This is a genomic window from Shewanella sp. 125m-7, from assembly GCF_052977045.1.
In genome coordinates, this window is the sequence record NZ_JBRILQ010000028.1 from 13,002 (window position 1) to 26,980 (window position 13,979).

Annotated in this window: 13 protein-coding genes; 1 reads left to right on the top strand and 12 read right to left on the bottom strand. The window is 45.3% G+C overall.

From position 1 onward, the window contains the following. Window positions 1-86: 86 nt before the first annotated feature. Window positions 87-797, top strand: coding sequence for an NAD(P)H-flavin reductase (gene fre / locus ACVBIL_RS13390; RefSeq protein WP_447167468.1), 711 nt, complete (start codon window positions 87-89; stop codon window positions 795-797). 91 nt (window positions 798-888) lie between these two features. On the opposite strand, the gene ACVBIL_RS13395 is transcribed toward fre, so the two are convergent. From ACVBIL_RS13395 to nrfD, 12 genes are all read right to left on the bottom strand, one after another. Beyond that, window positions 889-1,893 (bottom strand): substrate-binding domain-containing protein, encoded by a 1,005-nt coding sequence (locus ACVBIL_RS13395; protein ID WP_447167469.1) that lies wholly within the window; start codon window positions 1,891-1,893, stop codon window positions 889-891. An 84-nt stretch (window positions 1,894-1,977) separates the two neighbouring features. Further along, window positions 1,978-2,895 carry a ribokinase gene (gene rbsK, locus ACVBIL_RS13400; protein ID WP_447167470.1) on the bottom strand — a complete coding sequence of 306 codons (918 nt, stop codon included), beginning with the start codon at window positions 2,893-2,895 and terminating at the stop codon, window positions 1,978-1,980. Window positions 2,896-3,019: 124 nt separating this feature from the next. Then, entirely contained in the window at window positions 3,020-3,919 is a 900-nt protein-coding gene (gene rbsB / locus ACVBIL_RS13405) for a ribose ABC transporter substrate-binding protein RbsB (protein WP_447167471.1), read from the bottom strand. Window positions 3,920-4,005: 86 nt separating this feature from the next. Continuing rightward, entirely contained in the window at window positions 4,006-4,980 is a 975-nt protein-coding gene (rbsC, locus tag ACVBIL_RS13410; RefSeq protein ID WP_447167472.1) for a ribose ABC transporter permease, read from the bottom strand. Then, the gene (gene rbsA, locus ACVBIL_RS13415; protein ID WP_447167473.1) at window positions 4,977-6,482 is read right to left on the bottom strand and encodes a ribose ABC transporter ATP-binding protein RbsA; all 1,506 of its coding nucleotides are present in this window, start codon (window positions 6,480-6,482) and stop codon (window positions 4,977-4,979) included. The genes rbsC and rbsA overlap by 4 nt, the downstream gene beginning before the upstream one ends. 17 nt (window positions 6,483-6,499) lie before the next feature. Beyond that, on the bottom strand, window positions 6,500-6,919 hold the full coding sequence (gene rbsD, locus ACVBIL_RS13420) for a D-ribose pyranase (protein ID WP_447167474.1): 420 nt from the start codon (window positions 6,917-6,919) through the stop codon (window positions 6,500-6,502). A gap of 693 nt (window positions 6,920-7,612) precedes the next feature. Further along, window positions 7,613-8,896, bottom strand: a complete 1,284-nt coding sequence (locus tag ACVBIL_RS13425) for a winged helix-turn-helix domain-containing protein (RefSeq protein ID WP_447167475.1) — start codon at window positions 8,894-8,896, stop codon at window positions 7,613-7,615. A gap of 275 nt (window positions 8,897-9,171) precedes the next feature. Then, window positions 9,172-9,999 (bottom strand): ABC transporter permease, encoded by an 828-nt coding sequence (locus ACVBIL_RS13430; RefSeq protein ID WP_447167476.1) that lies wholly within the window; start codon window positions 9,997-9,999, stop codon window positions 9,172-9,174. A 1-nt stretch (window position 10,000) separates the two neighbouring features. Continuing rightward, a complete protein-coding gene (locus tag ACVBIL_RS13435; RefSeq protein WP_447167477.1) occupies window positions 10,001-10,909 on the bottom strand; it encodes an ABC transporter ATP-binding protein in 909 nt (302 codons plus the stop codon). An 87-nt stretch (window positions 10,910-10,996) separates the two neighbouring features. Further along, the gene (gene nosD / locus ACVBIL_RS13440; protein WP_447167509.1) at window positions 10,997-12,241 is read right to left on the bottom strand and encodes a nitrous oxide reductase family maturation protein NosD; all 1,245 of its coding nucleotides are present in this window, start codon (window positions 12,239-12,241) and stop codon (window positions 10,997-10,999) included. A gap of 128 nt (window positions 12,242-12,369) precedes the next feature. After that, entirely contained in the window at window positions 12,370-12,858 is a 489-nt protein-coding gene (locus tag ACVBIL_RS13445) for a nitrous oxide reductase accessory protein NosL (RefSeq protein ID WP_447167478.1), read from the bottom strand. A 171-nt stretch (window positions 12,859-13,029) separates the two neighbouring features. Next, window positions 13,030-13,977 carry an NrfD/PsrC family molybdoenzyme membrane anchor subunit gene (nrfD, locus tag ACVBIL_RS13450; protein WP_447167479.1) on the bottom strand — a complete coding sequence of 316 codons (948 nt, stop codon included), beginning with the start codon at window positions 13,975-13,977 and terminating at the stop codon, window positions 13,030-13,032. Window positions 13,978-13,979: the final 2 nt, after the last annotated feature.

Below are 13,979 nucleotides of genomic sequence, written 5' to 3' on the forward strand. Positions count from 1 at the left end.
AGATTTTTTATTGCCTGCAGAACGTCTGCAGGCGCGTAAATTTATATCGAATAAGCTTCCAAAGAGAGGCGCATCAAGGAATAAAGATGAACACTATTAGCTGTACGATTGAAAAAGTAGCGCCGTTTAATAACGCGGTATATCAAGTTATTTTAAAGCCTAGCACTGCGTTTGACTTTAAAGCGGGCCAGTATCTTTGCGTGGTCATGGGCGAGAAAGACAAGCGGCCATTCTCTATAGCCTCAGCCCCTGATGCTGAGCATATTGAGCTACATATCGGCGCAGCTGTCAGTGAGAGCTACCCGATGCAAGTGGTTGAGCGTTTGAAAGAGTGCTTAAGCACAGGCGCCACTATTGAAATTGAAGTGCCCGGTGGTGATGCCCATCTACGCGCTGAAAGCGTGCGCCCTCGCCTACTGATTGCCGGCGGTACAGGCTTCTCTTATATCAAGAGTATTGTTGAGCAAAAAATCGCTTTAGGCCAAGAAATTGAAACCACCCTGTACTGGGGTTGCCGTAACCAAGAAGCGATGTACTTTGAAACCATTGCTCGCCAGTGGCATGATGCCCACCCATGGCTTAATTTTGTGCCTGTGATTGAAGAAGCGGATGCTGACTGGAAAGGTAAAGAAGCTAACCTGCTAGAGCAGATTAAACATGATTTTGACAGCCTAAGCGGTTACGACATCTATATTGCGGGTCGTTTTGACATGGTTGGCGCAGCGCGTGAAGTGTTCCGCACCATGGGCGTTGAAGAAGATCACCTCTACGGTGATGCGTTCGCGTTTATTAAGTAAGCCGTATAAACCTGAGCTCGATAACACTATAAGAAAAGGCGATTGAATCACTATTACCAATAGCGGATTCATTCGCCTTTTTTAGGCGCTTTTATTTTTGACTGACACTGGCGCGTTCTGTCACCCGTGGCTCAATATCCATAAACTGCTGTGGCAGACTTGGGTCATGCAAACGTGCAATCAGCGCATTAACCGCTGCCGCACCTAAGCGCGCTTTCGACTGATGAATACTCGTGAGCGCTGGGGTCATAAACTTAGCGAGCTGAATATTATCGTAGCCTATCACCGATAACTGCTGCGGGATCTGCACGCCTGTACGCTGCGCCTCATGTAATACGCCAATGGCCATCATGTCATTACACACAAATACCGCGCTAGGTAACTCGCCAGCTTGTTGCAACTTAGCAAACGCGGCCTTGCCACCTTCGGTTTCAAAGTTACCTTCTACCACCCAATCAGGGTTAATTGGCAAATTGGCAGCTTGCATGGCATCGACAAAGCCTTGATAACGCAGATCTGCTTGCTGACGATTTCGCGGGCCAGTAATACAGCCGATGTCGGTATGGCCGTTATCAATTAAATACTGAGTCGCCAATACACCGCCTTGGCGAGAATGGCCTTGAATTTTGTCACAAGGAAAATCCACCTGCCCCCAATCCATCACCACGACAGGTAATGAATCTAGGCGTCGATAAATCAGCGCATCATCTCCCTCGAGCATAGCGCACATCATAATTAAGCCGTCGACGCGACGTTCAATTAAGGTGGTTAACGAACGCTTTAACCGCTGAGCGTCACCCTCGGTATTACACAAGATAAGGTTATAGCCCTGCAGATAACAGGCTTGTTCAACACTGCGTACCACTTCAGCATAAAATGGGTTGGTTGATGTCGTCACCAACATGCCGATTGTCTTAGTGCAATTTTGCTTGAGACTTCGCGCCACCGCCGATGGGCCATGGTAATTCAATTGCTGGGCGGCATCTTGTACTCGCTTGGCAATATCATCGCTTACAAAACGAGTACCATTCATCACATGGCTCACTGTTGAAGTGGATACGCTTGCAAGTTTGGCGACATCTTTCATGGTGGCCATGAGTGTTAATTTCCTATCTGAAAAACGGAATTAATGACAATCTAAAAAGCGAGCTTTACAACTATATTAATGTGCAGCTAACAATTAGTGCGCAGCTATAAATTGCTCAACTTCATCACGGCTTGGTATCGAGGTTTGGGCGCCAAAGCGAGTCACTGAGATGGCCGCCGATGCGTGAGCAAATACAATCGCGTTATCGATAGTTTGCCCCTCAAGCATGGCTGTTACCAATGCACCGTTAAAAGTATCACCGGCAGCGGTAGTATCGGTCACTTGTACTTTAAAGCCAGCAATAATCTTACCCTCACCTTGCTCACTTAAATACACGCCTTTAGAACCTAAGGTGATCATCACTGTGGCGATGCCTTTATCATGCAGCACGTTTGCAGCTTGCGCGGCGCTATCGGCATCATCAACCTTGATCCCCGTTAGAATTTCAGCTTCTGTTTCGTTAGGCGTAATGATATCAACCATCGCCAATAAAGTATCAGGTAAGCTGCGTGCTGGTGCTGGATTCAATATCACTTGGGTGTGTTGAGCTTTAGCAATGCTCGCCGCAAGTTCAATCCCCTCAAGCGGTGTTTCTAGCTGCATCAGTAAATATTTAGCCTGTGCAATCTTCGCCTTATGCTGCTCAACAATGTCTGCGGTCAGGGCATTATTTGCCGCCGCCGCGATACAGATGCTGTTTTCGCCACTATCCGCGACTTGGATCATCGCAATACCTGTTGGGGTATTGGCCACCATGTGTACCGCCGATACCTCCATACCATCTTGCTCAAAGGCATGACGGATGTTTTTGCCAAAACCATCGTCTCCCACACAAGCGATAAAGCCAGTATCAGCCCCTAAGCGCGCCGCAGCAACAGCCTGATTAGCCCCTTTACCACCAGGGATAATTTGATAATTGTAGCCATGCAAGGTTTCTCCTGGACGCGGAAAAGAGGAAACTTGAAGTACATGGTCGGCATTCACACTGCCTAAAACGATTAACTGAGACATTTACTTATTCCTTAATGTTCTCTGAGTCGTTGCCAACCTATTGTCATGTTGGTCTCAGAGCAAAATGCGCCTTGAATCTAGCTCAAAAAGCGCAGCACACTAGTGTGACAAATTATGAGTGAAATTACTGTGTTGCAGTAATGATTTTTAACGCAACAGGAATCGATTGTTCAACCTGCTGGCCTTTTAAGATCTTGTCGGCCATCACAATTGCCGTAGCACCGAGCAGCTCAGGTTGCTGAGCAATAGTTGCCGATAACTGATTTCGCCTGACTGCTGCAATCCCTTCATCTGTGCCATCAAAACCTATTACCATGATATCTTTGCCCGAAGCTTCAATCGCCCGCAGTGCCCCTAATGCCATTTCATCATTTTGGGCAAATACCGCCTGTACATCGCCATTCGCAGCTAGCATGTTTTCCATCACGTTTAAGCCTTTCGAGCGATCAAAATCTGCAGGCTGACTCGATAACAACGTTAGCCCTGTGGCATTCACCGCATTCATAAAACCTTCACCACGCTCACGGGCGGCAGAGGTACCTGCAATGCCTTCAAGCTGAATAACCTTGGTATTCGCCCCTAAGGTGTCGGCTATAAACTGCCCTGCTAATTCGCCACCCGCAATATTATCAGAGGCAATATGACTAACGATATCGCCCCGCTCTGCGGTTCTATCTAGTGTCAGCACCGGAATATTAGCGCGATTTGCGGTGCGGATAGCATTCGTCACCGCCATAGCGTCAGTAGGATTAATTAAAATCGCTTTAACGCCGCGCATGGTTAAGTCTTCAACGTTAGCGAGCTCTTTACTGGGATCGTTTTGCGAGTCCAGTGCGATGAGTTTATAACCCAGCTCTTTGGCTTTCGTTTCAGCACCCTCTTTCATGCTGACAAAAAATGGATTGTTCATTGTCGACAGCACGATAGCAATCGCATCTTGTGCATTGGCGCTAAAGGGCGCACTAACTGACAATAATGCTACCGACAACATAACTGACACTTTGTGATTGGCAAGTCGCTTCATGGTAAACCTTTTCAATACAGTAAATGCAAAGGCAGAACTCGCATCGCTCTTGTGAGAGTGTTCGCTCAGTTCTGCCAATAAGGAGTCTAGGCTTTTTGCTTAGTATCGATAAGTACCGCAAGCAAGATCACGCTGGCTTTGGCTATCATCTGATAATAAGACGACACATCGAGCAAGTTTAAGGCATTGTTCAAAAAGCCAATAATTAACGCGCCAATTAAGGTGCCCACAATACGGCCTTTGCCGCCCATCAAACTGGTGCCACCTAAAACAACAGCAGCGATTGCATCGAGCTCGTATCCCATACCTGCAGTCGGTTGCGCTGAAGACAAACGCGCTGTCACGATAATGCCAGCCAAAGCGGCCATCGAGCCGCAAATGGCGTAGGCAGCAATCTTGACCTTATCAACCGCAATACCCGATAAACGCGCCGCAGATTCATTACCACCAACCGCATAAATATAACGGCCAAAACGGGTATGATTTAACAAGTACCAAGCAGCTGTAAACACCATTGCCATCAACCATACAGGCACTGGAATGCCCAGCACATAGCCCGTTCCCAGCCAAGTAAAGCTGTCTGCTGTTTCACTAAAACCCGTTGGTACCGGGCGGCCATCGGTATATACCATGGTAACGCCGCGCAATAGCGTCATGGTCACGAGCGTGGCAATAAAAGCCTGCACCTTACCCTTGGCGACAATAATACCGCTGATAGCCCCTAACGCCCCGCCCGCAATCAAAGCCACAGGCAACGCAATCATGACTGGCACATCCATGCCAATTAAGGTCGCAACTATCGCCCCGCTTAATGCCAATACCGAACCGACACTCAAATCGATACCCGCAGTAAGAATCACGATCGTCATCCCCACCGCAATAATGCCGTTAATTGAGGTTTGGCGTAAAATATTAAGGATGTTATCAAGGGTTAAGAAATTCGGGCTCAGTAGCGACACCACAAAAATAAGACTAAATAGGGCGATAAGCGATTTTTGCTCAATCAACCACTCTTTATTAATTCGCTTATAGAATGGCTGCGCTGTAATTAACTGACTCATGCAATGTCCTTGTTTACTATTTTACCGACGGCGCAGGCAAGAATGGTTTCTTGACTTGCTTTCGCGGCATCAAATTCGCCACGGATCTGGCCTTGGTGCATAACTAAAATACGGTCCGACATTCCTAGCAGCTCAGGCATATCTGATGACACCAAAATGATGCTCATGCCTTGAGCCTTGAAGCTATTGATAAGATCGTAGATCTCTTTTTTCGCTCCAACGTCTACACCTCGAGTTGGCTCATCTAAAATAAGCACCTGCGGCAGAGTCATTAGACCTTTGGCAATTGATACCTTTTGCTGATTACCACCCGACAAGTTACCAATACGGGCATCTCGGTTTGGGGTTTTAATATTAAAAGCATCAATAAATCGGTCGACTTCGACCATTTCGTCACGGTGGCGCAGTTGTAGCCCAGAACTTAACTTGGCTAATGCGCAAATAGACATGTTTTCTTTAACCGACAGATCTAGCAATAAGCCATCACCTTTGCGGTCTTCTGAAATATAAGCAATACCAGCATCAAGCGCTTGCTGCGGATTATTAATCTTAATATCACAGCCATTTAACGCTATCTGGCCTTGAGTTTTAGCGCCAGCGCCAAAGATCATTTTCATCAACTCGGTACGCCCTGCGCCCATTAGCCCAGAAAAACCTAATATTTCGCCTTGATTAAGGTTAAAACTGACGTTTTCAACCCCTGGGCCTGATAGTTGGTTTACTGCGAGTCTGCAGCCTTGATGAGTAATGGCGATACGGGGATATTGGTCGACGAGCTTACGGCCTACCATGCGCTCGATCAGCTGTTCTTCATTAATGTCGCTAATCGCGCACTCATGAACAAAAGCCCCATCTCTAAGCACTGTAATCGCATCACAAATGGTGAAAATTTCTTGCATTCGATGAGAGATATAAACGATACCGCAACCTTGATCACGTAGCTCACTAATCACTTTAAACAGTAATTGAGTTTCAATATCGGTGAGTGCATCTGTCGGCTCATCCATGATGATAACTTTCGAGTCGAACGAGATAGCTTTAGCAATTTCAACCATCTGCTGCTCACCTAAACTCAGCTTGCCAACCAATGTTTGCGGCGTATGAGATACAGATAAACGCGTTAATAGTGCCGCGGCTTTGGTGTTCATTTCATCCCAAAGAATGCGGCCAAAACGTGAGGTGATTTCACGACCAAGAAAGATGTTTTCGGCAATGGTTAACTCTGGGAGTAAATTAAGCTCCTGATGGATAATACTAATGCCAGCTTGTTGTGAATCACGCGGACCATCGAAGCTACGTACCTTACCTTGATAGACAATACGGCCAGCATCTAAATTATAGATCCCAGTGAGTACTTTCATTAATGTCGATTTGCCCGCGCCGTTTTCTCCCATCAAAGCCATCACTTTGCCTGAATAAACATTTAAGCTAGCTTTATCTAGGGCTTTAACCCCCGGGAAAGACTTTTCAATCGCTTGTAACTGTAATATTGCTTGGGTCATACGTGACTCCGATAAGCTTAAAATACAACACCAGTTTTAAAAATCACATTGGCATAAGGGGTACACTCCCCAGTGCGGATCACCGCGCGGCTATTCCCTGTGCGTTGCTTAAATGCTTCATGGCTAACGTATTCAACACTAAATGTTCGGCCAGTTGCTTGCTGCTCGGCTTCAATTTCAGCCAATAGTGCTTGATGGCACTCAGGGCTAACATCGGCAAACTCCTCTGCCAGCACAATGCCTTCGATTTGCGAGCTTGCTAACCAAACCTTTACCGTAGCAATAAAGCTTGGCACGCCATGGGTTAGCGCTAAATCAATACGCTTAACTTGCGCCGGAATAGGTAAGCCTGCATCACAAATAGTGACTTCATCGGTATGTCCCAATGTGGCTGCAAGGTAATTCATATCTGCATTGAGCAAAGCGTGTTTGTTCATCTATCAACCTAAACTGTTGGTATTAGGCCGTAGCAGGCCTATATCTGGATTATCTAGCACAGCAGCATCGAAACGTTTCGATGGCAGCCAGGCAAGAGTAATCGAAACGTTTCGATAATGCATGATGCAGTAATGAGATCTGTGAAGGATCTAACAGAAATATCTGCGATCAGTGGAGAGAGTGATGAGTAAAGGAGTGACTAGAAGCGGAAGTTCTGAGTTTAGCACTCGGTCAAACAATACAAAAAAAGGCAACACAGGGTAAAAAGAAGGGGCTAGATCCTAGGGCGCTTCGCTGCGAGGACGGGCTACGCCATACTAGGAACAGCAAAAGACAAAAGCACCGCCTTTTCCGCTTGTTAGCTTTTGCTAGAACCTGCTCTTCCTAGAACCTAGACTCTAGAACGCTGCGCGGCTAGAGCGGACTACGTCCTGCTATACAATCAAAAGAAGGCACACCGTTATCTTTTGTTTTCCGTCTTAGCTTATACCGTCTTAGCTCTAACCTGCTTTCTTAGCCCCTAGAACCTAGATTCTAGAACGCTGCGCGGCTAGAGCGGACTACGTCCTGCTATATAATCAAAAGAAGGCACACCGTTATCTTTGTTTTTCCGTCTTAGCTTATACCGTCTTAACTCTAACCTGCTTTTCCTAGAACCTTCTCTTAATCCTAGGACCTGCTTTTAACAGCTATTAAAGCTTCACCTTGTCGTACTCATACCAAGCAACTAAGTTACCTAAAATCGGTACTATCCAAACTGCGGTGTCTGCGTCTTTGTATATACGATAGAAATACAGATCGCTATCGATGATCTCATGCTTTCGGATCTCACGATAAAAGTGCATCGCCGACGAGCTCACTTGGTCAGGTTTAATCAACTCTTTTTGATCGACTTTTACATGGAATACATCCACATCTAAGTCATTAATTTTTTCCTGATACTGGGTAAAATCACCCTTGATTTTATATTTGATCGGTGTGGTCTTACACTCTTCATCGGTCACGCAGGCAGCAGAGTAAAACTTACCGTGGTTTTCACCATCATAGATAAGTGACAGGCTAATGTCTGAACGCACCAACATATTGCCTTGCACTGGGTAATACACATCGGCGTGATAATGGTGCTCAATAAAGCCACTGGTACCGGGCTCATCATGCGGGATGATGACGCGGTTATAACGGATGCGCTGCTCCATCTCGTGGGTTAGCTCGGTAAAGGTTTGCATATTCAAACCCGCTGGCGTTAAATCAATCGCGGTAATATTAATTAAACCTTTACCCAAACAACCATAGGTATCAGCCTCGGGGCACACCGCCATCGAATAATAGTTACCGTCAGTTACCGCATAGCCATTAAACTTGTTAATGTCAGTTAAGTGGTTCGATTCGGGCGCAAGATGCTTTTGCCACATGGAAGCATGTAGATGGCTCACATCCTCTTTATGAATAAGCTGAACCTCTTGCTTAATACCACCAATATTCAATTCAATGTTTTTATCGGCATTCCAACTATTCTTGGCCTTTATAACGCCATGATAATCACTGAAATACCATAAAGATAAAATGATCAGCGCCGCGATAACAATACCGCTTATTTTAACCAGCAGTGACACATCGACAATGGCAGCGCGCACCGATTCGGCATCGTTAACCGCTAGCATTTTAATATGAGAACGAGTGGAGACATTAAGCTGATAGCCGCGACCCGCAATGGTTCTGAGCACCACCTCAGGATAGGCTTCAAGCTTTTTTCTAAGCGTACTAACACATTGAGTCAGCGAGGTTGCAGCAACCACACGATCGGGCCAACCCGCTGCTAATAGATCTTCTTTAGTGCATACCGAACTCATGGAGAGAATTAGTTGATGCAATACCGCCGACTCCGATACCGTCAGAGTGATAGTTTTATTATTTGCATGATCGACTAATTGTTTAGCCTCTTCATCTAACTCCAAATATGGAGTAACTTTCTGCACCTTAAACCCCTAAAAATCAATTAACTGTAACTGAGTAATTAACAAAACTTAATCTTAGTTTACTAAAAAATGATATTAAAAACGTGACGCCTCCCAGAAATCAAATCCGCTATATGACTTCTGGGTGTTAGTGCTCACATATCTAACATTTTAATGCTTGGCTCAATCGACTAATTTCAATGTTCAGCACAAAACATTCATTAGAAATATCTTTTAAATCAACAAACAAAGGCTTGTCGCGTATTGAAAACACCCAACTTAGTAAGCCAAAACGCTTATAACACTCTACGTTTAAATACTTGGCTAGCAGCAAATGCTAAGCCTGAAATCCATAGCATCATGATGGCATAAAGGCCGAACTTACCCCAAGCTGATGCAGAGAGCATAGACAAACTGCCGTGACCCGCATCTGTGCCAATAAGGTTAATCGCTCGATACAGATCGGTAGGATTTAGTGCAATTAAGATATTGATTATATACTGATTAAAAAAAGCCAAATCTGCAACCAATATCGTCAATAACAGCAAATCATAAATTAACACAAACAAAAACCAAACAAATAAAACACTGGCAACGGCTTTCGCTTTCTCTGTCGATTTAAGGCTGACAATATAACCCAGCAAAATAAAGGCGATGGCCAGCATGATGCTACTGATAATAAACTGACCAAACAGGCTTAATACTTGGTTAGCATCGTAATCACCCCATACCAGCAATAATAATGCTGTCAGACCAAAGGCAAAGCCAATGGTGACACTCATAATCAAGCTATGACCTAACAGCTTGCCCATCAGAATTTGTACACGCGTAATAGGATAAGACAGTAATAACAATAAGGTGCCCGACTCATCTTCTCCCACAAAGGCGTCATAACTGACCAACATGGCTGCTAGCGGAATGATAAACACAGAGATAGTCGACAGGCTCGATATCAACGCATCCAATTGAGGCAAAGCCAGATGACCCGCTACTGCAGAGCCAGCAAATGTCACACTCAAAGACAAGATTAAAAATATTAATGAGATAAACAACACCCAACGATTGCGCAGGCTATCTTGGATCTCTTTTTTAGCGATAACGATGACAGGAGATTGGCGCAACATACTAACTCACCACTTCAATTTGAGCGCATTGACGCATATAAAAATGATAGATTTCAGCCAGAGCAGGCTCCTTAAGGCTAAAATCAAAAACTTGGCATTCAGAGGTCAACAACTGCAACACCTTAGGTTTAGACTCACCATCTAATAGCAGACTATTGTCGGCATAAAGTGCCGCTAAATAAGGGTGTAACGTCACTAAGTTTGCCAATTGTGGTGAGGTTAAACGCGTCTTTAAACCACTCGCTTGCCTCAGTTCGGCTAAGCTCCCGGTTGCACGCGCCTTACCTTTGGCCAAGATCAGCGCTATGTCGATATTGTTTTCAATCAGTGACAACTCATGGGTACACACAATCACCCCACAACCTTGCAGTTTAAGCTCGTCTATTTTGCCGTAAAGAAACTGCGACGCGACAGGATCAAGCCCCACCGTTGGCTCATCAAGTAGCAAAAGCTCAGGCTGAGATAAAATTGCTTGAGCGAAGCCAAGCCGCTGCTTCATCCCTTTTGAATAGGTTTTTAGTGCTCGGTCTTGGGCGTACTCTAATCCAAACTCTTCAATCAGTTGGCTGACTCTTTTTTTACCGACACCTTTAAGCGCAGCGAAGTAACTTAAAATCTCTTTACCGGTAAGCTTGTCATAGAAGCTTACGTTTTCTGGCAAGTAGCCAATTTTCAGCTCGGCGCGCTCTCTTAAATGAGCCAAGTCTTGCCCCAATACTTTTACTTCACCATAGGTCGGCTTGATCAGCCCCAGTAAGATTTTGATTAGTGTCGATTTACCCGCACCGTTATGACCAAGTAAAGCCATAGTCTGGCCGCGTTCAACCTCAAAGCTCACATCATTTAGCGCGGTAAAATCGCCAAACTGATGCCGTATATGACTGGCTGATACCGCTAAACATGAATTCATTAACTCTCCGAACAACTCATATTCTGCACTCTACAATTAGTGCTTAATCATTAAAACTGACAAACCAGATAGGCTCCGAAAACAGCCTTAATCAGCCAAAGCAGAGTTAATATTCAGCAATGGAAAACTGTCGACGATGCCGCTAGGCTCTGTAACTTCAAATTGGCGTTGCACCCAGCGAAGCACGACAACAATAGGACTGCCCATCAAGAAGTTAGCTTCTGGATAGAGCCAAAATAATTTATCAATATTATCATTAGGTCGGTAAGCCGTATCGCCAATGCCATCGGAACTGTGATCCCAACCTAGGTAGCCACTCCAGTAATTGCCACGACCGCCCTGACTCCATTCCAGCACGGCGTCTCCTACATATTTAACTTGAGAAAAGTTATCTACAAATTGATTGCCGTAAACCTGATTACCCTCACCGCCCATCGCCATATAAAAGCCAATATCGCTATTAGCAAAGTGATTATTAGAAATGGTGTTGTCCCGAGCACCGTAAACAAAAATGCCTTTACCTTCTTGGCCCTGAATTTGGTTTTCGTTGCGGTTAATAATCTGTTCGACTCGATTAGACTCCACCAGCGAGTCTTTGGTCATATTGAGTAAGATGCCAAAATCAGTCGCATCCCATACCTGATTACGGTGTAAGTAAATACGCTTTGAATCCATCAAGGCATAGCCACCATCGACCCGATAACTTTGGTTATTGAAAGCTTCGTCATCATGGGTATACATGTAATGAATGCCGTACTGCTGGTCGAACAACTGGTTATCGTAAACTTTACTTTGGCTACTCGACTCCAAATACACCCCGTCACGAACTCCAGAGATAGTATTACCCCATATTTCGGCATCTGTAACATGTTGCAGATGGATGCCATCACCTCTGTCTAAGGTATATAAGCTGCTATTGCCCACTATCACGTTATTGTGGATCTTAATATCGTTTAGCTCATCAGCACGAATACCAAAACCGTTACCTTTCAAACTGTTGTTATGAATTTTCAGTCCATGACTGCCAGGTTCAACTAAAATACCCGCATCACGCTCGTAATGATCATTGCCCCAGTTTTCAATGTGTAAACCAGCAATTTCGACATTGGCAGCAAACACCTGAATCGCACTACCTACACCATTGGCGTCGATAGTGCTGTTACCACGGCTAGAAAGGATAATTGATTGCCGAATGTATAAAGGGCCTTGGTAGTGACCCGCCGCTAGCACAATTCTATCGCCGGCATTAGCGTCAACTAACGCCTGATTAAGGCTGGCGGTATCCGTTACGGTAAGAGTTTGAGCATTCACCGCTAACGCAGGGAGTAGCATCAAGGTAAGCATTAGTTTGACTAATGTGAGAGACACTCGCTTGGAGATGCTACGCAATGTGAGCCGTATGAGTGACACACTGCTCACTGCGTTAATTTTGTCACGACATACCATACAACACCTGCAGTCTACTCGCCTGCGAGCAGCTCAATGGTAATTTGATCATAAGCGAGCACGGCACCACCAAACTCAGTCGCAAACTGGGTTGCACTTTCTTCAGTCGAAAATGATGCAACAGCAGGGCCCATTACCGCTTTTTTACTAGTGCCATAAACATACCAAGCCGAGGTCGCATCAATAAAGCTTTTATCATCAGGATGTTCCCAATCTGTAACCGACATATCATGCACCTTCAAATGCGTGATCTGACGTTGATTCTCGCTCTGCAAGGCAAAGTTAAACATGTCTCGTGTTGAACAAAACTTTGGCACTATGGTTTCGTTCTTTAAGCCTAACTGACCTTTAGGGCCTGGATACTTAGTGATCATCATGCCACATAAATGGCAGCGTTCATGTTCATGAATCGCTTGAGCTTGTGTCGACCGCGAAGATGCATCGCCTTGGCTACAGGCATACATTAGCGGGATAAATAGCAAGCAAAGCAGCAGTTTTTTCATAGCGGGTTCAACTCGAAGATATTGAAACAGAGGCACTTACTGCCTTGCCTTAAATCATAGGCAAGGCTGCAAGCTTAGTTGTTCAGCCGCGGTTCGACTCCTAATACTCACCTTGCAGGGACGGCGTATTAGGAGCGAACAATTGGCTTACATTGCTAACGAGTCTATCGACTAGATAGCAAAGGTTTGACCTGCATACAGAATAAACATACGCAGACACATCATGCCGGCAACGGCGCACACACCCGATAAATAGAAGGCTTTAGCTGAATGGCTAAACGCCTTACCGCTGGCAAAGTTAAGTAGTAGCGGGCCTCCAAAACCCAGGCCTACCACACCAAACCAGAACACAGCCGCCCACTCACCCGTATGGAACGCTTCAAATGCACTCTGTGCACCCGCGTTACCCGTCATTAGTGAAGTCACAATCATGAAGATGAACAGGATTTCAGCAAACATGATTGGCCACTCAGCGCCATGAAGTACCTTCATATCTTGGCTGTGTAGGTCTTCTTTAAACACCGATACCGCAACCATCTTGGCAGCAGCAGCACCCGCTGAAATACCAGAGGCAATAAATAATGCCGGTAGTACCGAGGTATTGATGATAGGAAAACGTACCAAAGCCGAAATAAGGAAGCCGGTATAAGCACAAACAGCCAATGCCAATACTAATACCGTGACTTCACATGGACGACGGATACCTTGAAGCTTTTCAACGACAGGAACTAACACCTTAAGTGCCGGTACCGAGCGGATCTCTTCTTCGAATGCGTATAGTGCAATCACAGCCACTAACGGGATATACACCGATAGCGCAATAACACCAATCGACATCACTGAACTTAGGTTGTAATAAACCAAAATTCGCCAGAAGAACAGTGGGTTGGTCAAATCTAAAACCAGACACAACATACCTAAACTAATCGTCACGAACGCGATCAATGCCGCCGCTTTATAAAATGGCGTGTTAGTTGTCTGCTTCTTGTAGAATCGCAAGAATAACGCAGTGGCTAGCGCACCACCGGAAATACCCGCAAAGAACAAGTAAACCGCAATAGGCCAAGGCCATGCTAGGCCCTCGGATAGCCCCATTGTAAACTCAATATTACCGTCCATAT

Excerpts from the sequence above, each read along its gene's own strand:
- nrfD (WP_447167479.1), bottom strand. The coding sequence starts at position 13,977 with ATGGACGGTAATATTGAGTTTACAATGGGGCTATCCGAGGGCCTAGCA.
- rbsD (WP_447167474.1), bottom strand. The coding sequence starts at position 6,919 with ATGAACAAACACGCTTTGCTCAATGCAGATATGAATTACCTTGCAGCC.
- rbsK (WP_447167470.1), bottom strand. The coding sequence starts at position 2,895 with ATGTCTCAGTTAATCGTTTTAGGCAGTGTGAATGCCGACCATGTACTT.
- rbsC (WP_447167472.1), bottom strand. The coding sequence starts at position 4,980 with ATGAGTCAGTTAATTACAGCGCAGCCATTCTATAAGCGAATTAATAAA.
- ACVBIL_RS13430 (WP_447167476.1), bottom strand. The coding sequence starts at position 9,999 with ATGTTGCGCCAATCTCCTGTCATCGTTATCGCTAAAAAAGAGATCCAA.
- rbsA (WP_447167473.1), bottom strand. The coding sequence starts at position 6,482 with ATGACCCAAGCAATATTACAGTTACAAGCGATTGAAAAGTCTTTCCCG.
- nosD (WP_447167509.1), bottom strand. The coding sequence starts at position 12,241 with ATGCTACTCCCTGCGTTAGCGGTGAATGCTCAAACTCTTACCGTAACG.
- rbsB (WP_447167471.1), bottom strand. The coding sequence starts at position 3,919 with ATGAAGCGACTTGCCAATCACAAAGTGTCAGTTATGTTGTCGGTAGCA.
- ACVBIL_RS13445 (WP_447167478.1), bottom strand. The coding sequence starts at position 12,858 with ATGAAAAAACTGCTGCTTTGCTTGCTATTTATCCCGCTAATGTATGCC.
- ACVBIL_RS13395 (WP_447167469.1), bottom strand. The coding sequence starts at position 1,893 with ATGGCCACCATGAAAGATGTCGCCAAACTTGCAAGCGTATCCACTTCA.
- fre (WP_447167468.1), top strand. The coding sequence starts at position 87 with ATGAACACTATTAGCTGTACGATTGAAAAAGTAGCGCCGTTTAATAAC.
- ACVBIL_RS13435 (WP_447167477.1), bottom strand. The coding sequence starts at position 10,909 with ATGAATTCATGTTTAGCGGTATCAGCCAGTCATATACGGCATCAGTTT.